The sequence below is a fragment of the Enterobacter cloacae complex sp. P15RS genome (genome assembly GCF_014895905.1).
In the GTDB taxonomy this organism is placed as follows: Bacteria; Pseudomonadota; Gammaproteobacteria; order Enterobacterales; family Enterobacteriaceae; genus Enterobacter; species Enterobacter quasihormaechei.
Genome location: NZ_JADBQL010000043.1, coordinates 29,394 through 50,217 on the forward strand (window position 1 = coordinate 29,394; position 20,824 = coordinate 50,217).

Below are 20,824 nucleotides of genomic sequence, written 5' to 3' on the forward strand. Positions count from 1 at the left end.
TAGGGAGTAAATAGCATGGGCAGATATAAATCCGCTTCCCACTTATTCTATCGCTGTCAGTATTTTGTATGGACGACGGTCTGGAAAGACAATAAAAGCGAAGGGCAATCTTTCTATTTTCTTGACCCGGATGGCCACAAGCTGGAGCTACATGTGGGAGATTTATCATCTCGATGGCGCAATGCCGTGAGAAGCCTTATTCTGGAATGCGTTTCGGATCGGAAAAATAATCACACAACTTTGTGATCTTCCACGCAGTATTCAATTTTATGTCCCATTATGGGGGCAAACCCCCAAAGCAAAATCTAACAACTCATTAATTTTCAATAAACTAAACGAAAAGGCGAGTCCGGCCTTCGCACTCATTCTCTAAAAACCTCCCTCCGATGCCACTCCATAAACCCCTCCCTTGGATAATGCCCTTTCCCCATCGGCAACGCGATCTGCTTCCCAGCAAAATCCCAGAACAGCCGCCCAACTATCCCGCCTCCATTCACCGCCTCAGACACCAGCACCCGCATACTCTTATCCAGTCCAATCGATCCCTTATCAAACGCCTTATGATGAATCGCACACAGCGCCAGTCCGTTCGGGATCTCACACGGTCCGCCAAACTGTTTCCATTTAATATGCGCGGCTTCAAGTCCTACAGAGGCGTTATCATGTCGCATGTTAAACCCGCAGATTGCACACTCATAGTTATAAGCTCGCAGCACCTGCTGGCGAAACAGCGGATCGCGAACCTTACGGATCTGCTGGATATCAAAACCCATCTCATCCGCGATCTCTTCCTGGATGTTTTCAGGAAAATGCGCTTCAAGGATCTGCTGCGCCAGCGAGCCGATCAGGTTTTTGTTCTTACTCAGGAGCGCAAAGTGTTCTTTATCAAACCCGCCTGTGACGTTATGTTCCACAAGTTCTTTAACGGGCGGTTGTTTACTGCCAGTAGTTGAACAGAACTCAGTATTCTGAAGATCCCAAAACCCATCCCTCTTAAGCCGCCAGAAGGGCATATTCGGGTAATGTGCCTTTCGCTGCGGGCCAAAACGCTCTAACAGGCTAAGCAGCTGCTCGTGGACCTCAGTTCCGTAATCAAACAATCGCGCATGCCCCTGCTGATAGTTCGCCAGCACGTACAGAAGCAATAAGGGCTTATGCGGCGCACGCTGTTCGCCTTTGCGCCATATAGTGATATCGGCAATTGCCTGTTCGAGAGTTTTGCTGGAAGCCATCGCGTTACGGAAGAAGGTAAATAATTGCGATGATGCTCGCAAAACCCAGACCAATCAACCCGCAATCAACAAAAACATGACCTTACCGCACAGAACTCTATTTCCTGAATCCCCTCGCAAATTCCAAATTTCCCCCACCTAAAACCGCTGTATTTATATTCAGTTCTGTATAATGAGCACCAGAAATTACGCCGAACGGCAAAGGAAGTATCAAAGAGAATTTAACCGAGAATTCGCGATATGAAGGTGCTGCAACACCCTCATACCGCTAACCACAAACAACTAATCAGGAGTTGAAAATGGCTGCGACGAATTTTAAGCCAGAGTTTACCGTTTGCAAAACAGAATCAGACGCTTCCACCGGCATGATTGAAAACCGCGAGCTGGTACGCAAAAACAGCGCCCGCCGTCTTCACGGCAACCCGCCTAACGCGGCCCCCGTCCATCCCCGCGCGGAAACGCCGCAGGACAGTGCCGCCTGCTGCGAACTGTATGCGCGCATAGACATGAAATATCTTCTCCTGGGCGGCGACTGGTTAAAACGCGCGGGTTTCATCAACGGCATGCCCGTAAAAATCCGCGCCATGAAAGACTGCATTGTGATTACGCCACAGCATACAAGAGAATGCCTGGAAGGGATGAGCGTGGTGAATATAAATAAGCAGAAAGTCGCGCAGTGGTTGAAGACGTTTCCGGGCGCGTTGAATGATACGGGCGATATACCGGTGATTAAGCGCAACGCCTGATAAATATCCCGGCCCTGAGCCGGGATTCTTTTTTATGCCGCCTTCAAAACACCGGCACCCCCAGCCCAACCTTCACCTCCCTCAACGTCTCCTGCGTCACCCCCTGCGCCCGTTCCGTCCCGCGCTTCAGCATCGCCATCAGCTCGCTTTTATCCTGCATATACATCGCCCTCCGCTCCCGCATCGGCGCAATCAACTCCTGCAAACATCCCTCCAGCTCGTTCTTACACACCCGGTCGCCCAGCCCGCCTGCCTGATAGTGCGCCTTCATCGCCGCCACTTTGGCCTTGTCCGGATGAAACGCGTCGAGATACGTAAACACCACGTTCCCCTCTATCTGCCCCGGGTCGCTTACCTTCAGGTGGTTCGGGTCGGTGTACATGGCGCTCACCGCACGGTGAATGGTCTCTTCACTGGCCGAAAGGTGCAGCGTGTTGCCCAGCGATTTCGACATCTTGGCGCTGCCGTCGATGCCGGGCAGGCGGCTGGTATCGCTCAGCATCGCCTTACAGTGGCGCAGTACCGGGGCGGGCAGCAGGCTGTTCATCTTGTGCACAATCTCGTTGGTTTGCTCAATCATCGGCAGCTGATCGTCGCCGACGGGCACGCACTCGGCCTTGAACGCGGTGATGTCCGCCGCCTGGCTGATGGGGTAGGCCATAAACCCGACCGGCAGCGAGCGGGCAAAGCCTTTCTGCGCAATCTCGTTTTTCACCGTCGGATTACGCTCCACGCGGGCGACGGTGACGATGTTCATATACAGCATCGTCAGCTCGGCGAGGGCGGGCAGGGCGGATTGCAGGCAGATCGTGGTCAGGTTCGGGTCGATACCGGCGGCGAGGTAGTCGGCCAGCACTTCGGGGATGTTGTCGCGAATTTTTTGCAGGTTGCTGCCGTTATCAGTCAGCCCCTGAAGGTCGGCAATCAGCACAAACTGGTTGTGCGTGTGCTGGAGCGCCACGCGCTGGCGCAGCGATCCGACGAAATGGCCAAGGTGCAGCGGGCCGGTTGGGCGGTCGCCGGTGAGGATGGTGGGTGCGTTCATAAAGACTCCTTAACGTTGTAATGCCGAAAGGGGTCTTCTGTGTGCGATAGCCGCCTTTCGGCGGCTATCTGAAAATGGGAAAACAACTCCGTGCCGCCTTTAAGAAGGCAGCCACCAGCGGTTTACGGTGAGGACGGCGTGGTTTATGTTCATCTCTTTACCGTATCACGTCCGGCGCGAAAAACAAAAGGGCACGTCATGCTGCAATCTCTCAACCACCTGACCCTCGCGGTCAGCGACCTGCAAAAAAGCGTCACCTTCTGGCACGGGCTGCTGGGCCTGACGCTGCACGCCCGCTGGAATACCGGGGCCTATCTCACCTGCGGCGAACTGTGGGTCTGCCTGTCGTACGACGAGGCGCGCCGGTACGTGCCGCCGCAGGAGAGCGACTACACGCATTACGCATTTACCGTGGCGGAAGAGGATTTTGAACCGTTCTCGCAAAGGCTTGAGCAGGCGGGCGTCACCGTCTGGAAGCAGAACAAAAGCGAGGGGGCGTCGTTCTATTTTCTCGACCCGGACGGGCACAAGCTGGAGCTGCACGTGGGCAGCCTCGCCGCGCGGCTGGCGGCGTGTCGCGAGAAGCCCTACGCGGGCATGGTGTTTACCGCATCATCTCAACGTTAATGAAACACCGGCACAAAAATACCTGTTCCCGGTATTCACGTTACCGGGTTTCTTTATTTTTAACGTAAGTAGGAAATAATTTTTACATTGCTGAAAATTATTATTGTAAAAATCTACATTAGCCGTTTTTCTATATATTTAGTTCGTCAATAATTTAATTTGATTTATTGCAACGTGAGCGCGATTTAGCCAAAATACCCGCCCTTTTTTCGGTTAAAAAGTACCCGCTATGATAAAGTTCATGAATGTTTTAGGCATACTTATCGCGTCATTAATGGCAACCAGCGCGTTTGCCGTTAACTGCCAGCGTGCGGCGACCCCTCTTGAGAACACGATTTGTAGCAGTGAAAATCTCAGCTGGCTTAATAACATTATGACAACTTACTATCGCGATATGCTGGTGCGCCGCGACGGACACGTTGTTCATCAGGAATATCTGGCATGGCAGACGTCACTCAAAAAGTGCACGTCAGAAAGCTGTATAGAGCACGCCTACTTCGCGGGAATCGGCAAGCTGGCCGAAGCCCCTCCGCACTTTCTCTGGCAGGGGCGCTGGTGGAATACCCAGGCGGCAAATATGAACGGCGGGGTGATTGAATTCAGTCACAACGCCGACTGGACGGTCAATGTTGATATTCGCATCTGGTCTGGGTTGAATAAAGAGACCTATACCGCCGAAGCGCGCAAGGTCGACGGCATGCTGCTCATCGACAATATGGCGGAAAGTAAACGCTGCAAAGTGCTGCTGATCCCCGAAAGCAGCGGTGCGCTTCAGGCTTTTAGCAGCGGCAAAAGAGGATGCAGTCTCTCCGTGCCCAACGGGGCCTTTATTGACGGTATTTACGCCCGGTCAGAAAAGGACCCGCGCCCAAAAGCAACGCTGCTCTCGCTGCAAATCCTGCCCGATGCGAAAACGGAAGAACGATTTCGTGCGCTGGTGGGGGATGATTATCAGAAATTTATTCAGACGGCTAATGCGTATATATACCGCAAAGATATCGACAATATTGGCGCCACGGTCATTTCGTCCTGGCTGCGCGGGGCGGCCAATACCCGCACCGCACTTATTATGTATAACGCCAGCCATATTTGGGCTGCCCGCATTGCTCCTGATGAAAAAGGCAAACTGACCTTCTATTACTACAGCACGCAGCATAATGACCTCAGCAAAATGCCGCGCACCATAGCGGAATGGCGCATGCGCTACATGGAACATTAAGCGTCACGTCCTGTTTCCAGGACGCGTGTTGAGCCTTACGCCAGCGTGCCAACGACGTTTAAATCCGCATCGTCAGGCACTTCATTGTAGGAAAGTACGTGTAGCCCTTTAGCGAACAGGCGGGCATAACGCGAGATCAGCGGCCGCAGCTGCGGGGTGACCAGCAGCAGCGGAGGCATATTTTTCGCTTTCATCTGCTCGTAGATCATTGGCATCGTATTTTGCAGCTGCGTCAGGATGTTGGGATCGACCGGGAAGTTATCCAGAGCAACTTTACCCGCCTGCTGGGCCTGGTTCAGTGCGCTGAGCAGCAGGTTTTCCAGCTGATTATCGATCGTATAAGCAGCCAGCTGAGGGCGATCGCCGTTGATGTTATGCACCAGCGCGCGGCGAAGCGCGTAGCGCACGTCGGCGGTAAGCAGCAGCGGATCTTTCGTGATGGCCGAGCTTTCCAGCAGCGTTGAGGCGATGGTCACAATGTCCTTCAGCGAAACCTGCTCAAGCAGAAGCTGGCGATAAACGCGCAGCAGCTGGCTATAGTTGAGCGCGGCGTTTAAGTCCTCGGCAAGCTTGGGAGCCTGCTGGGCCAGGCGCGCGTGCAGATGCGTGATGTCGTCATAGTTAAACAGCTCCGGTAAATATTCACGCGCGACCTTGTTGACGTGGGTGGCGACCACGCTTGAGCAATCCACGACCTGATACCCCAGATTGAGCGCCTTCGCCTTCTGGTCGGGATCGATCCAGACGATCGCCATACCGTAGGCCGGATCGGTGTCCAGCACGCCATCAATCTCACCGTACAGCTCGGTTCCGGGGATCGCCATCAGCTTTTCGGCCTGAACTTCAGCCACTGCCGTGCGTATACCGTTGACGTGAATCGCATACTGCGAAGGTTTCAACCGGAAGTTTTCGCGTATGCGGATCTCCGGCAGCAGCACCCCACACAGTTCGGAAATGACCTGCCTTACCCCCCTGACGCGCAACGAAAGCGGGCTACCTCTGGACTCGTCAACCAGGGTGACAAGTTTGTAGCCGAGGCTCAGACCGATCGGCTCAACCAGCGGGATATTGTCCCACGTGATGGCCGTGGAGGTGTCGGGGGCCAGCGCCTCGTTGATCGCCTCCATGTCCATTTCCGGTGCGGCGGGCTGAACCACCTTGCTCTGACGCCAGGCGGCAAACAGCAGCAGCGCGGTAAAGCTCAGGAAGGCAACGTGCGGCATGCCGGGCACAATCGCCAGAATAAACATCACAAACGCGGCGGTGTAGAGCACTTTCGGTTTCGAAAGAAGCTGCGTCTTGATCTCATCGCTGATGTCATTGCCTTCGCTGACGCGCGTCACGATGATGGCGGCGGAGGTGGCGAGCAGCAGGGACGGAATTTGGGCGACCAGACCGTCACCAATGGTGAGCAGGACGTACTGACGGAAAGCGACGCTGGCCTCTAAATCGTATTTGAAGATACCGATGCAGATCCCGCCAATCACGTTAATGATCAGAACCATGATCCCGGCAATGGCATCGCCGCGGACGAATTTAGATGCCCCGTCCATCGCGCCGTAGAAGTCCGCCTCTTTGGCGACCTCCTGACGGCGGCTGCGGGCCTGCTGCTGGTTGATCAACCCGGCATTCAGGTCGGCATCAATCGCCATCTGTTTACCGGGAAGGGCGTCCAGCGTAAAGCGAGCCGAGACTTCCGAGATACGCTCTGCACCCTTGGTCACGACGACGAAGTTGATGATCATCAGGATGATAAACACCACAAAACCCACGACGAAGTCGCCGCCGATGACCACCTGTCCGAAGGCTTCGATGACTTTACCCGCCGCGCCTTCCCCTTCATGCCCCTTAAGGAGAACCACGCGCGTGGAGGCCACGTTCAGCGTCAGGCGCATCAGGGTCGTGATCAGCAGCAGCGTTGGGAAGATGGCAAAATCCAGCGGGCGCTGCATATTGACCGAGGCCAGCAGCACGATGACCGCCAACACGATGTTAAACGTAAACAGAATATCCAGCATCAGCGGCGACAGCGGCAGGATCACCATCGCCAGAACGCAGAGAAGCAGGATAGGCACAGCAATCTGCCCCTTCCGGAGCATGCCGAACACGTTGGATAACTTACCGTTCGCCATGGTGTTTAAATACCTCTTGAGGAATGTCTATTTGCCTGTTCAGGCGGGGTTTTTGCTCAATGTGGCCTTCACGCCAGGACTTCAGCTGCATCACATAGGTCAGCACGTGCGCAATGGCGCGAAAGAGTTGAGCCGGTATCTGCTGGTTAACGCGGGTGGTGTAGTAAACCGCTCTCGCCAGCGGTGGAAACTCCACGACCTCAATGCGGTGGCTGGCACCGACTTCTCGTATCCACAGCGCGACATCGTCAATCCCTTTTGCGACGATGTAGGGAGCTTCCGCCTGCTGCGGATCGTATTTCAGCGCTACCGCATAATGGGTCGGGTTGGTGATGATCACATCGGCGGTCGGTACGGTGCGGGTAATCTGCCCCATCGCCATCTGTCGCTGTAGCTGACGGATTCGGCCCTTGATCTGCGGGTTACCGTCGTTGTTTTTATGCTCTTCCTTCACTTCCTGCTTGGTCATGCGCATTTTTTTGGTATACATAAATTTGCTGATCGGCACATCGAGCAGGGAAAAAAAGACGATAACAGCGATGAAATAGCTGACAACGTGATGGAAAATCGCAAATCCCCGGAGAATGGCCTCGTTCAGGTACAGGCGTTGCAAATTCAGCAGTGCCGCCATGTTATCGCCCACCATCATGTACAGCACCGCCAGTATCGCCGAACACTTCAGCAGCATTTTGCCCACTTCCGTATAGTGGCTGGCGGAAAACAGTCGCTTTGTACCGGCTATCGGGCTGATTTTTTTAAAATCGGGCTTTAATTTGGCTGGCGTAAACAGCCATCCCCCGGGGATCAGGCTGGCGATGATGCAGGCTACCGGGATAGGAACAAGCGTTGCGATAAAGCGCAGCATTACGCTCAGGTTAAGCATAAGAAACTGACTCAGTACGCCAGGGTTATCGATATCCCTCGCCATGTGTGCGGCGGCGGTAAACGACTCCCCGATAAGCTGGCGATAGTAAGGCAGGAATGTCGCCAAAATTATAAAGGAAGCGACAAGCCCCACCGCCATGGTGAGATCTTTTGAACGGGGAATATCCCCTTTCTCCCGCGCCTTTCGCAGTTTCCCGGGGGTGGGTTTTTCACTTTTATCGCCGCTGGTGGACACTATTGCACCCTTATGGCGTCAAGCTTCGCCAGTATGTCGTTAGTCATGTTGAGATAGTGGTCAGGAATGTTCGTGACCAGCATCGAGATGCACAGAAGCCCAAAAAGCATGCTGATTGGGAAACCGAGCGAGAACAGGTTTAACGTCGGTGAAATGCGGTTCAGCAGGCCAAACCCTCCCTGAACGATCAGCATGACAAAGGTTGTCGGGAGCGCAATCAGCACGGCGGCAGCGATAATCCATCCCAGGCCCTGGGCAACCAGCATCAGCGTCGGCTGGTTAATCGCCTGCCCGATGGGCCAGTAGGTGAACCCTTTGTACAGGATGGTGACCAGCAGAAGATGGCCGTCGGTGATGAAAAACAGCAGGGCGCAAAAGACGTAGATAATCTGTGAAATCACCGTTGTCGAGCTGCCGTTAACCGGATCGTTCATCATGGCCATCGCCAGCCCCATGTTCATGGAAAGCATATGCCCGGCCGTCTGTAGCGCGACGAAGACCAGATGCAGGATCGTCGCGAAGAGCATGCCCCACAGCAGCTGTTCGCCAATCAGTAACACCGAGCGCAGCGAGAGCAGTTCCGTGAGCACGACCCGCTCCGGCAGCATGGGGGCAATCACAATAGCCAGCGCCAACGCGGTACCGATTTTTACGCGGCGCGAGAAGACGCGGTTGTCGAGAACCGGCGCGAACTGGATAAAGGCGAGGATACGGAAAAAAGGGAGCACCAGTGCCATTAGCGGCGCGATCAGCGCGTGAATATCAATAGCCATCGTGTTTTAACCAACCAGCGCGGCCGCTTGGGTGAAGAGCTGGACGGTAAAATCCACCAGCTGCGTCAATATCCATTTTCCGGCGAATACAAGCACGCCCAGCGTCACCACCAGTCGTGGCAAAAAGCTGAGCGTCTGCTCGTTGATCTGGGTCGTGGCCTGGAAAATGCTGACGCACAGGCCGATGAGCAGGCTGGGAACAATCGCAACGGCAGAGATCATCAGCACGAGGTGAAGGCCCGTCGCCATGATGTCGCCGGCGGTGTCCATATTCATCATGGCTATAATCCCCGCACGCTGGCGGTGAGCGTGCCGACGATCAGCGTCCAGCCGTCGCAAAGCACGAAGAGCATCAGCTTAAAGGGGAGTGAAACGATGAGAGGCGACAACATCATCATCCCCATTGCCATCAGAATACTGGCGACAATAAGATCGATCACCAGGAAAGGAATGTAGATCATGAAGCCAATCTGGAAGGCGGTTTTCAGCTCGCTCAGCAGATAAGCGGGCGTCACGATCGTCAAATCCTGTTCGCGAGCATCCCCCTCCACGCCCGCAATCGTCATGATCTGGGCCATGGCCTTTTCATTGGTTTGGGCAAGCATATACCGCTTCAGCGGTGCTTCAGCATTGACCAGCGCCTGCTTCAGGGTAATGCGATCGCTCTGAAAGGGTTCAACCGCATCGGTGTAAATAGTGGTCCACACCGGTCTCATCACCAGCAACGTTAAGGCCAGGGCGATACCGGTCAGGATTTTATTCGGCGGGCTGGATTGCAGGCCCAGCGCCTGGCGCAGAATGGCCAGCACGATAATAAAGCGCGTAAAGCAGGTCATCATCAGGACCATAATCGGCAGCAGGCCGAGTAAGGTCATGAGGATCAGGATCTCAATCTTTACGTTGTAGTCCTGGCCATCGCCGTTGGCTGCGGTGCTGAGCAGCGTAATGTCGCCGTTCGCCGCCATCGCCTGCTGATTAAACAGCACGCCGAAAAGCAGCAGCGTCATGCCCCACAGAATAAGCTCGCGGTTCATCGGGTCAGCTCGCCCAGCTCTTTGGTGTTGAAATCGATGATCCGCAGGCCATATTTATCATTCAGTACGACCACTTCCGCCTTCCCAAACGGGATGCCGTTGACCTTGATGTCTAACGGCTCGCCGGCCATTTTGTCCAGCTCGATCACCGAGTCGCTGCTGATATTCATCAGCTCCGACAACGGAATATCCACGGAGGAGACCTCCAGCGTCAGGGTGACCGGGATACGGCTAAACAACGCCATACGGCGCATATCGGTCATCGACGCGTGTGAAGGCTCAGGCTGTAAATCGTTGCGGATAGTGCCTTCCGCCGGCGCGTCCTGCGGCATATCACTGAGGTTGAGATCGTCCAAATCCAGAGACTGGCTCAGCTCATGTTGCAAATCACTCATATTGTTTCTCGGGCGTCTTTTCATGGATGTCGCAGAAGAAAAGCTTGCCGTAATCTTCGGCTATTGTGGCTTCGAAAATCTGCTCTTTACCGATAAAAACGGGCATCGGTTCGTTGATGGTGATGGGGATAATATCCCCGGGTTTAATGTCGGCAATTTGCGCCACGGTGAGGTTCAGGCTGGCTAACCGACCGTTCAGCTTGATGGGTAAACTATCAAACAGGCGCTCCAGCTGAGCGGGACTCAACGAGTCCGTTTTTCGCTGCCGGTGTTCTTTTGTTACGGGTGAGCGCAAATTTGCCAGCATCTGGTCAATGTGGTGGCTATCCAGCAATATGCTGAAACTACCGTGCTTATACCCTTCCAGATTAAACGTAATACACCACGGCCACTGATTAATGACGGTGGAATAATCCACTTTAATCTCGAGATCTTCACCCAGCGTCTCTTTACAGATGATCAGAGACGTGAGCTCCTGACCCAGCTTGCTTTGTAAACGCTCTTCCGTTTTCGTTACCGGCATCGATTCATCTGGCTCAATATGCACGCTGTCTTTATTAAGACCGTAGTAGTCGTGCAGGATATTTAGCAGCAGCAGGCGATCGATAACGAACCCGAGATTTCCATAGGGAGTGGAAAAAATCTGTGCATTTTTAAAATGACGGTCGACAGTAAATGTCATTGATTCCAGCGTGGCGTTTACCCGAAGTTTTTTCAGGAAGTAAATGCCAAGGCGTGCATCAAGGATGTCAAAGCTGTCGTTCATGGACTTAGGAAGTTTATGCCATGGACGACCAAGTTTGCTGATATCAAGTATTTCCAGCTCAGGAAGACTATCCTGCTGATGGATTCTGATGCGCTGGGTAGCAGGGTACATAATCATTCCGCTTTAATAACAATGCATGATGAAACCGTGGTGCGTTTTTACGACGCGCTGATGGGCTCTTCGACCATACGTAAAAGTTTTTCTGAAAAAAAACGATTTCAGGTGGTTTTGTGTCGCTTTAGATAAATAGAGGCTCACACACCGCAAGACACATTCACACGCTTTTTTTCAGAGTGAGAATTAGACATCTGTAGTCATTTTATTTCAAGACTATTCCTGTTATTAATCCATAATTAATTAGGATTAATTCAGTTTAATAACCTCTATAAGTTATTGTTTTGCATTGATTAATCCTTTAATACGCATTAAAAATAAGACAATTCTCAACGGAAACGTATACTAGGCAACACATTTTCAGGGAAGGTTTGCTTCCTGTGAAGAGTACGCAGATATTTGTTTTCTTTCATTGTTAATAGCTTATTAGTTTCTCCTTGTGGCGCAAGTGTGGAAAATAAGTTTGTTATCATTTTTTTAATAAATTTCTAACGTGCTGTTGGTTACATTGTTTTATTACTTGGGCTCAAAATATGAACATTATCATTGGGCGTGAAAACCGTAATGTAGATGGCGTTGTCGCTGTTTCACCTGCCAGCGTTGGCGTAATTTCATTGGCGCGGCGCGTTGCAAAATATAATGTTTCGGTATTGATTACCGGCGAAACAGGAACTGGAAAAGAGTGCATCGCCAAATATATCCATAAGCACGCTTGCGGTGACGATGCCCCCTACGTAGGTGTTAACTGCGCGGCAATTCCGGAAAGCATGCTGGAAGCCATTTTATTTGGCTATGAAAAGGGCGCTTTTACCGGGGCTGTCGCCAGCGTGGCGGGTAAATTCGAGCAGGCTAATGGCGGTACGTTGCTGCTGGATGAAATTGGCGATATGCCGCTCTCCTTGCAGGCGAAATTATTGCGCGTTTTGCAGGAGCAGGAGGTTGAGCGTCTGGGAAGCCATAAGCGTATCCCTCTGGATATTCGCCTGATTGCGTCCACTAATAAGGATTTGCAGCAGGAAATCGCCGAAGGTCGTTTCCGCCAGGATTTATTCTACCGTATTTCTGTTGTGCCTATTCATATTCAACCGCTGCGCGAGCGCAAGCAGGATATTTTGCCGCTGGTGCAGCGTTTTATTGATAAATATCGCGCTTTCCACAAGGGCAATATCCGCCTGAGCGAAGAGGCCCGTAAAGCACTCCTGGGCTATGACTGGCCGGGTAACGTCCGCGAACTGGAGAATGTGATTCAGCGGGGCATGATCCTGAGTAATGGGGAAGAGATAACCGCAGAAGATTTTGGTCTTGAACCCCGCGTCCCGCTTCCTGAAACGCCAGCGGTCGATCTTATGCCTGCCTATCGCGAGCAGGAGAGCGGCAGCTCCGCCATTAAGGACGTTAAGCTTCACGGTCGTCTGGCGGAGTATCAATACATCATCGACCTGCTTAAACGCCATAAAGGCAACAAATCGAAAACGGCTGAGTTTTTAGGGATTACGCCGAGAGCGCTGCGCTACCGCCTTGCCTCGATGCGCGATGAAGGCATTGATATTGAATGCTATTCCTGAAGTTTGTAAGGAAAAATGATGGACAAGATAGGCGCTGTAGGTATGCAAACCACGCAGCAGATGTTGCTGAACCAGATGCGGCAAACGGCCAGACTGGCCTCTGCCGGTCAGGTCAGCACGTTTCCAACCATTGCGCCGGCTCATAACGCCTCTGCCGGTACGCATAGTGTCTCGTTTTCTCGCGTGCTGGATAACGCCATCAATCAGGTGGATGCATTACAGCACAGCGCGGGCGCAAAGCAGACCGCCATTGATATGGGTCAGAGCGACGACCTGGCTGGCGCGATGATTGAGAGCCAAAAAGCCAGCGTGGCCTTTTCGGCGATGATGCAGGTGCGCAACAAGCTTAACAGCGCGCTCGACGAAGTGATGAATACTCCGCTGTAAGGTTTGTACCGTGTTAAACAAAATCAAAGATCGTCTTTCCGCGCTCTCCCTGCCTGCCGGCCTGATGAGTACCCGACTGTGGGTGATTGCCGGGGGGGCGGCGTTAGCGATCGCTATTGTTGCCTCCCTGTGGAACCGCAACCAGGGCTATGTTGCGCTGTATGGCGCGCAGGAAAACATTCCTGTCTCACAGGTGGTTGAGGTGCTGGGGGGGGAAAATATTCCCTACCGTATCGACCCCAACAGCGGGCAGGTGCTGATCGCAGAGAGCAAACTTCCTCAGGCGCGTATGGCGCTGGCCGCTAAGGGTATCAGTGCGATCATGCCGGACGGCTATGAGCTCATGGACAAAGAGGAGATGCTGGGTAGCAGCCAGTTTGTCCAGAACGTGCGCTACAAGCGCAGCCTGGAAGGTGAGCTTGCAAAGAGCATTATGGCGCTCCAGCCGGTCGAGCATGCGCGCGTCCATCTTGGCCTAAGCGAATCCAGCTCGTTTGTCCTGACGAACAAACCCAACAGCAGCGCGTCGGTCATGGTTCAGCTGCGCTATGGCAAAACGCTTGATGAGCAGCAGGTTGCGTCGATCGTCCAGCTGGTATCTGGCTCGGTGCCCGGTATGGCACCGGGCAGCGTGCGCGTGGTCGATCAGGCGGGCAACCTGCTGTCGAGCGGCATTGAGGGCCAGGATGGCACCCTCGGCGAAAAGCGTCTTGCTAACGATGTGACGCAGCGTATTCGCGAAGATACCAGCAAAAATGTCTCCAGCCTGCTGACGTCGCTGGTGGGCAGCGACAATTTCCGCATTAGCGTTGCACCCACCGTCGATTTAAGCCGCGTAGAGGAGACGCAGGAGCGTCTGGGCAAAGAACCGAAGGTGAGCGACGAGCAACTGAGCCAGGAGAACATCACCAATGAGATGGCGTTTGGTATCCCGGGGTCGCTGAGCAACCGTCCGGTTAACCAGAATCCTCAGGCTGCTGCGGCACAAGCCGCGGGCGGCGAGGCGACCGCTGGTAATACCGCGACCGCCAATCCGTCCTCCGATCCGCGCAAGCTTTCCGCGCGCAGTCAGGAACAGCGTAAATACGTATTCGATCGCGATATTCGCCATATCCGCCATCCCGGTTACAAGCTGCAAAAGCTGAGCGTGGCCGTTGCGCTGAATAAATCAGCCCCGGCGCTGGCCGCCGCGACCCCGGAACAGCTGGCTTCGATCACCCGTCTGGTGGAGAGCGCGGCGGGCATCGACAAAACGCGTGGCGATGTGCTGACGCTGGATGTGCTGGCCTTCAACGTACAGAAACCGGTTGAAACCGAGGTGCTGGCGTGGTGGCAGGATCCTGATATGCAGTTCTGGGGACAAAACCTGGGGATTGGCCTGCTGGCATTGTTGACGCTGCTGTTCGGCGTGCGCCCACTCGTTAAGCGCCTGGGACGACGCGAACGCATTGAACACGAGGCCGATGTGCAGGAACTGCCTGTCATAACAACGGAAACACCGCCGCAGGAAGATGAACTTTCTGTGCTGCCGAAAGCGGCATTCAATATCAATGACGACAAACTGCCGCCGCAGAGCTCCGGTCTGGAAACCAAAGTCGAGTATCTACAGGTTCTCGCCCAGAACGAAACGGAGCGTGTAGCGGAGGTTCTGAAACAATGGATTAACAGCAATGACCGAAGCAACGCGAAATCAAATGAATAGTTCTGCTGGCCGTAGCCCCCTTGAACAGGCCGCTATCCTGCTGATGAGCGTGGGCGAAGAGGCCGCAGCGCAGGTAATGCAGAAGTTTAACCGGGAAGAGGTGATGCTCCTGAGCGACACCATGGCGCGGCTCCACGATGTCAAAATGAGCCAGGTGCGGCAGGCCATGAATAATTTCTTCTCTGATTACAGTGAGCAGAGCGGGATTAACGGCGCCTCGCGTTCCTATCTGCGCAGCATTCTGGAGAAGGCGCTGGGCAGCGAGATCTCCCGCAGCGTGATCAACGGCATCTATGGCGAAGAGATCCGCTACCGCATGGCTCGCCTACAGTGGGTTGATACCCCACAGCTGGCGGCGCTGATCGAGCATGAGCATTTGCAGATGCAGGCGGTGTTTCTTGCCTTCCTGCCGCCGGATATCGCCGCGGGCGTGCTCGGCGTGCTGCCGCGCGAGCGACAGGATGAAATTATCTACCGTATTGCCCGGCTGGACGACATCAACCGCGACGTGATTGATGAACTCGATCGGCTGATCGATCGCGGTATTGCCGTTCTCTCTGAACATGGTTCGAAGCTGAGAGGGATCAAGCACGCAGCGGATATCGTCAACCGCATTCCTGAGAATCAGCAGGAGCTGTTGGACCAGCTGCGTGAACGCGATGAGAGCGTCGTTGAAGAGCTTCAGGACGAAATGTACGAATTCTTTATCCTCAGCCGTCAGTCTCCGGTCACGCTACAGCGTCTGATAGACGAAGTGCCTATCGAAGACTGGGCCGTGGCGCTCAAGGGAACCGAGCAGGTCCTGCGCGAAGCGATCTTCAACGTTATGCCGAAGCGTCAGGTAACGCTGCTGCAAAGCACCGTTACGCGCCTTGGTCCGGTGCCGATCAGCCGCATTGAGCAGGTGCGTAAAGAGATCATGCAAACGCTGCGTCAGCTGGTGGATGAGGGTGAAATCCAGGTACAGCTCTTCGCAGAGCAAACGGTGGAATAAGCCATGTTTACAAAACGGCGTATTTCGCCGCAGCCCGTGTTTACCGCCCGGCCAACCGACGTAAAGCCGCGGCCTTATAAGTTCCCTCCGTTAAGAAAGGGAGTGAACGTGCCCGACGTGCCGGGAGCCGGCAACGAGCCGGTCTCTCTGAACCCCGCTGAATATCAGCAGCTGCTTGAGGAGGGATTTCGGGAGGGAATGAACCAGGGCTTTACGCAGGGCGTGGAAGAGGGTAAGCAGGCGGGATACCAGGAAGGCATGCGGCTTGGCTTTGAAGAGGGCATGACGAAAGGGCAGGCTGAAGGGGCGCTTCAGGCCCGCCAGTTGTTTCTTGAGGCGGCAACGCCCTTCGAGCAGATGACCGCCAACGTTCAGCGCTTTCTGGACAATTACGAGCAGCGCCGTCGCGAAGAGCTGCTACAGCTGGTCGAAAAGGTCACCCGGCAGGTTATTCGCTGCGAGCTGTCGCTCCATCCAACCCAGCTTTTAGCGCTGGTTGAGGAGGCGTTGACCAGCCTGCCGCAGCCGCCCGAACAGATTCGCGTCCTGCTTAACGCTGAAGAGTTCCGCCGCATTAGCGAAGCGGAGCCCGAAAAAGCCCGTGAGTGGGGCCTGGCTGCGGACCCGGGGCTGGCGCTCGGGGAGTGCCGCGTAGTGACCGAGTCTACCGAGATGGACATTGGTTGCCAGCACCGTCTCGACCAGTGTGTTTCCGTATTAAAAGAAAAACTACTGCCAGAAGAGAGCCATGAGCAATCTTGATTTTGAACACGCGCTGCGCTCTATCGAACAGATTGATCTGGCACGCGTTGCGGGTCGTCTGGTACGGGTTAACGGTATCCTCCTCGAATGCGTGGGCTGCCGGCTGGCGATAGGCCAGCTCTGCCACGTGGAGAGCGTTGAGCTCGACATGATTGACGCTCAGGTTGTCGGTTTCGATCGGGACGTCACCTTCCTGATGCCCTTTAAGCAGCCGTCCGGGCTGATTGCTGGCGCGCGCGTTTTTCCTGCCGGAAAGAGCGAAGGCATCATGATTGGCGACGCGTGGTTGGGCAGGGTGGTGAACGGCCTCGGCGAACCGCTGGATGAAAAAGGCAGGCTCGGCGGGGATACATTACTGTCTTCCCAGCTTCCCCAGGTACATCCCCTTAAGCGCCAGCCGGTGGAGTCGCCGCTGGACGTGGGCGTGCGGGCCATCAACGGACTGCTGACCATCGGTAAAGGCCAGCGCGTCGGACTCATGGCGGGTAGCGGGGTGGGAAAAAGCGTTCTGCTGGGGATGATCACCCGCTATACGCAGGCCGAGGTGGTCGTGGTGGGCCTGATTGGCGAGCGTGGCCGCGAGGTGAAGGAGTTTATTGAAAATTCCCTCCAGGCCGAAGGACTGGCGAAATCGGTGATTGTTGCCGCGCCGGCGGATGAATCGCCGCTGATGCGCATTAAGGCGACCGAACTGTGCCACACCATTGCCAGTTACTACCGCGACAAAGGGAAAGACGTTCTGCTGCTGGTGGATTCCTTAACCCGCTACGCGATGGCGCAGCGCGAGATTGCGCTTTCGCTGGGTGAGCCCCCCGCAACCAAGGGCTACCCACCCTCGGCGTTCAGCATGATCCCCCGGCTGGTGGAGAGCGCGGGTAACAGCGAGAGCACAGGATCGATGACGGCGATCTATACCGTGCTGGCGGAAGGGGACGATCAGCAGGATCCGATCGTCGACTGTGCCCGAGCGGTACTCGATGGTCACATCGTGTTATCACGCCAACTGGCGGAGGCGGGGCATTACCCGGCCATCGACATAGGCCAGTCAATCAGCCGCTGCATGAGCCAGGTGACGGCGCGCGAGCACCAGCTGGCCGCCCGCACCGTTAAGCAGCTTTACGCGGAATATCAAAATATCAAACCGCTGATCCCGCTGGGCGGCTATGTTGCTGGCGCCGATGCGCTGGCGGACAAAGCCGTTCGACTCTCTCCGGCCATCGTCGGATTCCTACAGCAGGAGGTTCAGGATGCGGCATTGCTGGCGCCCACTATCAGCGATCTCTGTGCGCTGGCAAACGCAGGATAAGGAATGATGAGCAAACTTATTTCAACGCTAGAACAGCTGCATCTTATGCGCTCCCGCGCCGTCGATGATTTAAGCCTCAAGCTGGCTACGCAAAAACAGCTTTGCCAGCGGTTCGAGAAAAATATCGACTCGCTCTCTTCCCTCGCGTCCGGCATGGCGAATTCGAACCTCAACAGCCCGGTGATGATGAGTAACCAGTCGACGTATAAGCACGTTATCCAGCGGGTTATCGACTGGCAGAAGCAAGAGCATGCGTTGGCAAATCTGGAAGCGCAAAAGATGCAGGGGACGCTTGTGGCCGAAGCCAGGCGCGAGAAGAGCCTTGAGCTCGTGCTGGAGGCGAAACGCCGCGATCGCCAGCAGGAGCACAATCGCCGCGAACAAAAAATGACCGACTCTATTTCTGCCCAATGCTGGCTGCGCCAGCAGCAGATCACCACACGTCAACGATAAGTGTTATGAAGACTGTAAAACAGCCCGCCCACTCCTCTTTGATTAACGCGCTTATGGCGCGCAATAAGCGCACTCAGCCGTTGCCGACGCCGTTTGTGAGCGTTATTTGCCCAACCTATAACCGCCGCGAGTTTCTGCCCTACCTGCTCTATATCTGGCAGTATCAGGACTACCCTGCCGAAAAGCGCGAGCTGATCATTCTTGACGACTCGCCCGTCAGCAATGCCGATCTCGTGGAGATGATGGTCGATCCGGCTCAGGCTAACGTGCGCTATATTCACAGCCCCGAGCGGTTGGTGCTGGGTAACAAGCGTAACCGCCTCAACGACCTGGCGAAAGGGGAATACATCATCTGCTTTGATGATGATGACTATTATCCGCCAAATAAAATTTCCCATCAGGTTGCGGAGATGCAGGTAAATAAGGCCCTGTTCTCCGGCAGCGATCGGATCTACATCTGGTACAGCCATCTCGACAAAATCTATATGACCCACGGGTTTGGCCCGCGTCATGCGCTCAACGGTACCTTTGGCTACCACCGTAACTTCCTGAAAAAGCATCGCTACCTTGACGATGCCTCGTTGGCGGAAGAGGTGGGATTCCTGAAGGACTTTACCGCGCCGGTTCTTCAGATTGACCCAAAACAGGCGATCCTGTGCATCTCACATAGCAGTAATACGTACGATAAAGACTTTGTGCTCAGCTCCTCCACGCCGGTGGACCTGACGCTGGAGGACTTCGTCAGCGATCCCAACCTTCTGGCCCACTATCGTCGCCTGAGCACCGCGCCGCTCAACACCCAGGTGAACTGGAGCGCGTTTGAGAAAATTGCCGTGCTTTACGATCCCCTCGAGGAAGCCGAGCTGCCAGCCTGCTGCGAAAACCTGAAATCCCTGGGGATTAAAGAAGAACAGCTCTGGACCGTTGCCAACGCGCAGGGAAGCTCGCCTGAGGATAGCGAGCTGCAAACGCATTATCAGGTGATTGCAAAGGCGCAGCAGCAGGGCTGGAAAAATGTGCTGCTGCTTGATGCAAAGCTGCGCTTTGTCAGAAAAGAAAACGTGGTTACCAACATCAATAAGCTGCTCAACGGTTTGGATCAGATCAACTGGCAGATGCTGTTGCTGGGAGGGCGCTATGACAACTTCACTCCGACCCAGTCGCTGCAAGGGGTGGCCCGTATTTACAGTGCCGGCTGCGCCTGCGCTTACGCGGTAAATGCGAACTATTACACCGCACTGCTGGATGCCTATGAACAGACCATAGCGCTGAAGGCGAGCCTGGACCGCTGCTGGAAGGTGCTGATGCGTTATGACGCAATATGGCTCGGCTTTAGCCCGAGCTTCGCCTTCCTACAGCACTGGACCGATCCACAAAACGGAAAGGTGATCGACTGCACCCACTGGTTTTTCCGTAAACAATCTTAAGACGCTATCGCTGGAAGAGAACAGACATGGAACTGATTGAACAATACCAACCCGAATTCGTATTGCGCTTTGACGCGCGTGAGACCCGCTGCGACTGTCCAACCTGTAAGGATGCCGATGACGCGTGGCCGCACAGCAGCGTGAAGTTTAAAAATCAGCAGCGCGATAGCCTGGATATTCGCTGCGAGACGGCGGCGCATGAAATGCTGCTGAGTCCTGACGCGTTTGTTCTGCACGAGGCAAAGATTGCCGCGAGCGCAGAAGAAACCTTGTCAGCCTGGAGCGAAACGTTAAATCAGCAGTGCATTAATCTGGCCATTCATCCGGCGCTGTCGCTCGAAGTAAGCCTGTATGGGATAGGCGTGCTCCTCAGCAAAGCGCAACATTATCGCGATAACGGCGAGCTTTCTCCGGCGCTGCTTGAAGAGATGGGCGCGCAGTTGAGCCTGTTAGCAGAGCAGGGTGTTCTGACCCAGCAGTTCACGATGCTGCCGCCGATTAATGAGCATCGCATTGCCACGTTAAAAGAGATGGGCACGATGCGCCTGGATCTGAATTTACCCATGGTGGATAAAATAGGCGTAGCGCTGAAGCTGAGCGAGCTGTCAGTAATGCAGCCAACCCGCTTGACCGACCGATTGCATGAGCTGGAAGCGGCCTGGGGGGAAGCGACGATCCTCCACGATAACCCATACATCATGCGCAATTTAATTATCTATTCACTCTATCATGACGTGTTTCCCGGCGTTGACTGCGCCAGTTACGGTCAGGCCTTTTTAGATCTGGCACGTCAGGTATTCCAATTCAAGATGCTGTGTGCCTTCCGCGCAGAGCAGAAGGCCCTGGCGCAGGAGGATATCGCGCCGCTTGTTAGCGCCCTGCGCGACTGGCACCTGAAGAATGCGGCAGGGGAAACACAAAATACCCCCGACTACAGCCTGTTGTATGGATTATCGCTTCTTTAGTGGCGCCTGCGCTGCCGTTTACGCGTAATACACCCGAACGGCACGAAACAAATAACAACA

At 54.6% G+C, this 20,824-nt stretch carries 21 protein-coding genes and 1 pseudogene; 13 read left to right on the forward strand and 9 right to left on the reverse strand.

Annotated features, from left to right (window positions below; genetic code table 11):
* Positions 1-78 precede the first annotated feature (78 nt).
* Positions 79-230, forward strand: a pseudogene (locus IM267_RS20440) (FosA family fosfomycin resistance glutathione transferase); the annotation flags it as partial.
* 132 nt (positions 231-362) lie between these two features.
* Here the strand turns inward: IM267_RS20440 and IM267_RS20445 are convergent.
* Positions 363-1,232 (reverse strand): phosphorothioated DNA-binding restriction endonuclease, encoded by an 870-nt coding sequence (locus IM267_RS20445; RefSeq protein WP_193034180.1) that lies wholly within the window; start codon positions 1,230-1,232, stop codon positions 363-365.
* A 299-nt stretch (positions 1,233-1,531) separates the two neighbouring features.
* Here IM267_RS20445 and IM267_RS20450 point away from each other — a divergent pair, with 299 nt between their 5' ends.
* The gene (locus IM267_RS20450; RefSeq protein WP_193034181.1) at positions 1,532-1,978 is read left to right on the forward strand and encodes a SymE family type I addiction module toxin; all 447 of its coding nucleotides are present in this window, start codon (positions 1,532-1,534) and stop codon (positions 1,976-1,978) included.
* A 43-nt stretch (positions 1,979-2,021) separates the two neighbouring features.
* Here IM267_RS20450 and trpS read toward each other — a convergent pair whose 3' ends face one another.
* Positions 2,022-3,023 carry a tryptophan--tRNA ligase gene (trpS, locus tag IM267_RS20455; protein ID WP_193034182.1) on the reverse strand — a complete coding sequence of 334 codons (1,002 nt, stop codon included), beginning with the start codon at positions 3,021-3,023 and terminating at the stop codon, positions 2,022-2,024.
* A 198-nt stretch (positions 3,024-3,221) separates the two neighbouring features.
* Between trpS and fosA the strand changes: the two genes are divergently transcribed.
* Complete coding sequence (fosA, locus tag IM267_RS20460; RefSeq protein WP_193034183.1) at positions 3,222-3,650, forward strand: FosA/FosA2 family fosfomycin resistance glutathione transferase; 429 nt, start codon at positions 3,222-3,224, stop codon at positions 3,648-3,650.
* Between the two features lie 274 nt (positions 3,651-3,924).
* Positions 3,925-4,869: a hypothetical protein gene (locus tag IM267_RS20465; protein WP_226848236.1), complete on the forward strand. Its 945-nt coding sequence runs from the start codon at positions 3,925-3,927 to the stop codon at positions 4,867-4,869.
* A 35-nt stretch (positions 4,870-4,904) separates the two neighbouring features.
* On the opposite strand, the gene IM267_RS20470 is transcribed toward IM267_RS20465, so the two are convergent.
* Genes IM267_RS20470 through IM267_RS20500 form a run of 7 tightly spaced genes read right to left on the reverse strand, consistent with a single transcriptional unit; the run spans position 4,905 to position 11,200 of the window.
* A complete protein-coding gene (locus tag IM267_RS20470; protein ID WP_107534579.1) occupies positions 4,905-7,001 on the reverse strand; it encodes a flagellar biosynthesis protein FlhA in 2,097 nt (698 codons plus the stop codon).
* The gene (flhB, locus tag IM267_RS20475) at positions 6,988-8,124 is read right to left on the reverse strand and encodes a flagellar biosynthesis protein FlhB (protein ID WP_193034197.1); all 1,137 of its coding nucleotides are present in this window, start codon (positions 8,122-8,124) and stop codon (positions 6,988-6,990) included. Before flhB ends, IM267_RS20470 begins: the two co-directional genes overlap by 14 nt.
* Positions 8,121-8,894 carry a flagellar biosynthetic protein FliR gene (gene fliR, locus IM267_RS20480; protein ID WP_063450836.1) on the reverse strand — a complete coding sequence of 258 codons (774 nt, stop codon included), beginning with the start codon at positions 8,892-8,894 and terminating at the stop codon, positions 8,121-8,123. Before fliR ends, flhB begins: the two co-directional genes overlap by 4 nt.
* 6 nt (positions 8,895-8,900) lie before the next feature.
* Positions 8,901-9,173, reverse strand: coding sequence for a flagellar biosynthesis protein FliQ (fliQ, locus tag IM267_RS20485; protein ID WP_063450835.1), 273 nt, complete (start codon positions 9,171-9,173; stop codon positions 8,901-8,903).
* Between the two features lie 2 nt (positions 9,174-9,175).
* Entirely contained in the window at positions 9,176-9,901 is a 726-nt protein-coding gene (gene fliP / locus IM267_RS20490; protein ID WP_226848244.1) for a flagellar type III secretion system pore protein FliP, read from the reverse strand.
* Positions 9,902-9,924: 23 nt separating this feature from the next.
* Positions 9,925-10,323 carry a flagellar motor switch protein FliN gene (gene fliN / locus IM267_RS20495; RefSeq protein WP_063450833.1) on the reverse strand — a complete coding sequence of 133 codons (399 nt, stop codon included), beginning with the start codon at positions 10,321-10,323 and terminating at the stop codon, positions 9,925-9,927.
* Positions 10,316-11,200: a FliM/FliN family flagellar motor switch protein gene (locus tag IM267_RS20500; protein ID WP_193034184.1), complete on the reverse strand. Its 885-nt coding sequence runs from the start codon at positions 11,198-11,200 to the stop codon at positions 10,316-10,318. Before IM267_RS20500 ends, fliN begins: the two co-directional genes overlap by 8 nt.
* Positions 11,201-11,736: 536 nt before the next feature.
* On the opposite strand from IM267_RS20500, the gene IM267_RS20505 reads away from it, so the two are divergent.
* The 9 genes from IM267_RS20505 to IM267_RS20545 are packed head-to-tail and all read left to right on the forward strand — an operon-like array spanning position 11,737 to position 20,764.
* Positions 11,737-12,768: a sigma-54-dependent Fis family transcriptional regulator gene (locus IM267_RS20505; protein ID WP_107534582.1), complete on the forward strand. Its 1,032-nt coding sequence runs from the start codon at positions 11,737-11,739 to the stop codon at positions 12,766-12,768.
* An 18-nt stretch (positions 12,769-12,786) separates the two neighbouring features.
* Complete coding sequence (gene fliE, locus IM267_RS20510; protein ID WP_193034198.1) at positions 12,787-13,155, forward strand: flagellar hook-basal body complex protein FliE; 369 nt, start codon at positions 12,787-12,789, stop codon at positions 13,153-13,155.
* A gap of 10 nt (positions 13,156-13,165) precedes the next feature.
* The gene (fliF, locus tag IM267_RS20515) at positions 13,166-14,857 is read left to right on the forward strand and encodes a flagellar basal-body MS-ring/collar protein FliF (protein ID WP_193034185.1); all 1,692 of its coding nucleotides are present in this window, start codon (positions 13,166-13,168) and stop codon (positions 14,855-14,857) included.
* Complete coding sequence (locus IM267_RS20520) at positions 14,826-15,851, forward strand: flagellar motor switch protein FliG (RefSeq protein WP_107534585.1); 1,026 nt, start codon at positions 14,826-14,828, stop codon at positions 15,849-15,851. Before fliF ends, IM267_RS20520 begins: the two co-directional genes overlap by 32 nt.
* A 3-nt stretch (positions 15,852-15,854) precedes the next feature.
* Positions 15,855-16,613 (forward strand): flagellar assembly protein FliH, encoded by a 759-nt coding sequence (fliH, locus tag IM267_RS20525; RefSeq protein WP_193034186.1) that lies wholly within the window; start codon positions 15,855-15,857, stop codon positions 16,611-16,613.
* Positions 16,600-17,919 (forward strand): flagellar protein export ATPase FliI, encoded by a 1,320-nt coding sequence (fliI, locus tag IM267_RS20530; RefSeq protein ID WP_193034187.1) that lies wholly within the window; start codon positions 16,600-16,602, stop codon positions 17,917-17,919. The genes fliH and fliI overlap by 14 nt, the downstream gene beginning before the upstream one ends.
* 3 nt (positions 17,920-17,922) lie before the next feature.
* Entirely contained in the window at positions 17,923-18,372 is a 450-nt protein-coding gene (gene fliJ, locus IM267_RS20535) for a flagellar export protein FliJ (RefSeq protein ID WP_226848238.1), read from the forward strand.
* A gap of 5 nt (positions 18,373-18,377) precedes the next feature.
* Entirely contained in the window at positions 18,378-19,799 is a 1,422-nt protein-coding gene (locus IM267_RS20540) for a glycosyltransferase family 2 protein (protein ID WP_193034188.1), read from the forward strand.
* A 26-nt stretch (positions 19,800-19,825) separates the two neighbouring features.
* On the forward strand, positions 19,826-20,764 hold the full coding sequence (locus tag IM267_RS20545; protein ID WP_193034189.1) for a hypothetical protein: 939 nt from the start codon (positions 19,826-19,828) through the stop codon (positions 20,762-20,764).
* Positions 20,765-20,824 lie beyond the last annotated feature (60 nt).

Coding starts and splice junctions, on each gene's coding strand:
- IM267_RS20445 (WP_193034180.1), bottom strand. CDS start 1,232: ATGGCTTCCAGCAAAACTCTCGAACAGGCAATTGCCGATATCACTATA.
- IM267_RS20450 (WP_193034181.1), top strand. CDS start 1,532: ATGGCTGCGACGAATTTTAAGCCAGAGTTTACCGTTTGCAAAACAGAA.
- trpS (WP_193034182.1), bottom strand. CDS start 3,023: ATGAACGCACCCACCATCCTCACCGGCGACCGCCCAACCGGCCCGCTG.
- fosA (WP_193034183.1), top strand. CDS start 3,222: ATGCTGCAATCTCTCAACCACCTGACCCTCGCGGTCAGCGACCTGCAA.
- IM267_RS20465 (WP_226848236.1), top strand. CDS start 3,925: ATGGCAACCAGCGCGTTTGCCGTTAACTGCCAGCGTGCGGCGACCCCT.
- IM267_RS20470 (WP_107534579.1), bottom strand. CDS start 7,001: ATGGCGAACGGTAAGTTATCCAACGTGTTCGGCATGCTCCGGAAGGGG.
- fliR (WP_063450836.1), bottom strand. CDS start 8,894: ATGGCTATTGATATTCACGCGCTGATCGCGCCGCTAATGGCACTGGTG.
- fliQ (WP_063450835.1), bottom strand. CDS start 9,173: ATGATGAATATGGACACCGCCGGCGACATCATGGCGACGGGCCTTCAC.
- fliP (WP_226848244.1), bottom strand. CDS start 9,901: ATGACGCTGCTGCTTTTCGGCGTGCTGTTTAATCAGCAGGCGATGGCG.
- fliN (WP_063450833.1), bottom strand. CDS start 10,323: ATGAGTGATTTGCAACATGAGCTGAGCCAGTCTCTGGATTTGGACGAT.
- IM267_RS20500 (WP_193034184.1), bottom strand. CDS start 11,200: ATGTACCCTGCTACCCAGCGCATCAGAATCCATCAGCAGGATAGTCTT.
- IM267_RS20505 (WP_107534582.1), top strand. CDS start 11,737: ATGAACATTATCATTGGGCGTGAAAACCGTAATGTAGATGGCGTTGTC.
- fliE (WP_193034198.1), top strand. CDS start 12,787: ATGGACAAGATAGGCGCTGTAGGTATGCAAACCACGCAGCAGATGTTG.
- IM267_RS20520 (WP_107534585.1), top strand. CDS start 14,826: ATGACCGAAGCAACGCGAAATCAAATGAATAGTTCTGCTGGCCGTAGC.
- fliH (WP_193034186.1), top strand. CDS start 15,855: ATGTTTACAAAACGGCGTATTTCGCCGCAGCCCGTGTTTACCGCCCGG.
- fliI (WP_193034187.1), top strand. CDS start 16,600: ATGAGCAATCTTGATTTTGAACACGCGCTGCGCTCTATCGAACAGATT.
- fliJ (WP_226848238.1), top strand. CDS start 17,923: ATGATGAGCAAACTTATTTCAACGCTAGAACAGCTGCATCTTATGCGC.
- IM267_RS20540 (WP_193034188.1), top strand. CDS start 18,378: ATGAAGACTGTAAAACAGCCCGCCCACTCCTCTTTGATTAACGCGCTT.
- IM267_RS20545 (WP_193034189.1), top strand. CDS start 19,826: ATGGAACTGATTGAACAATACCAACCCGAATTCGTATTGCGCTTTGAC.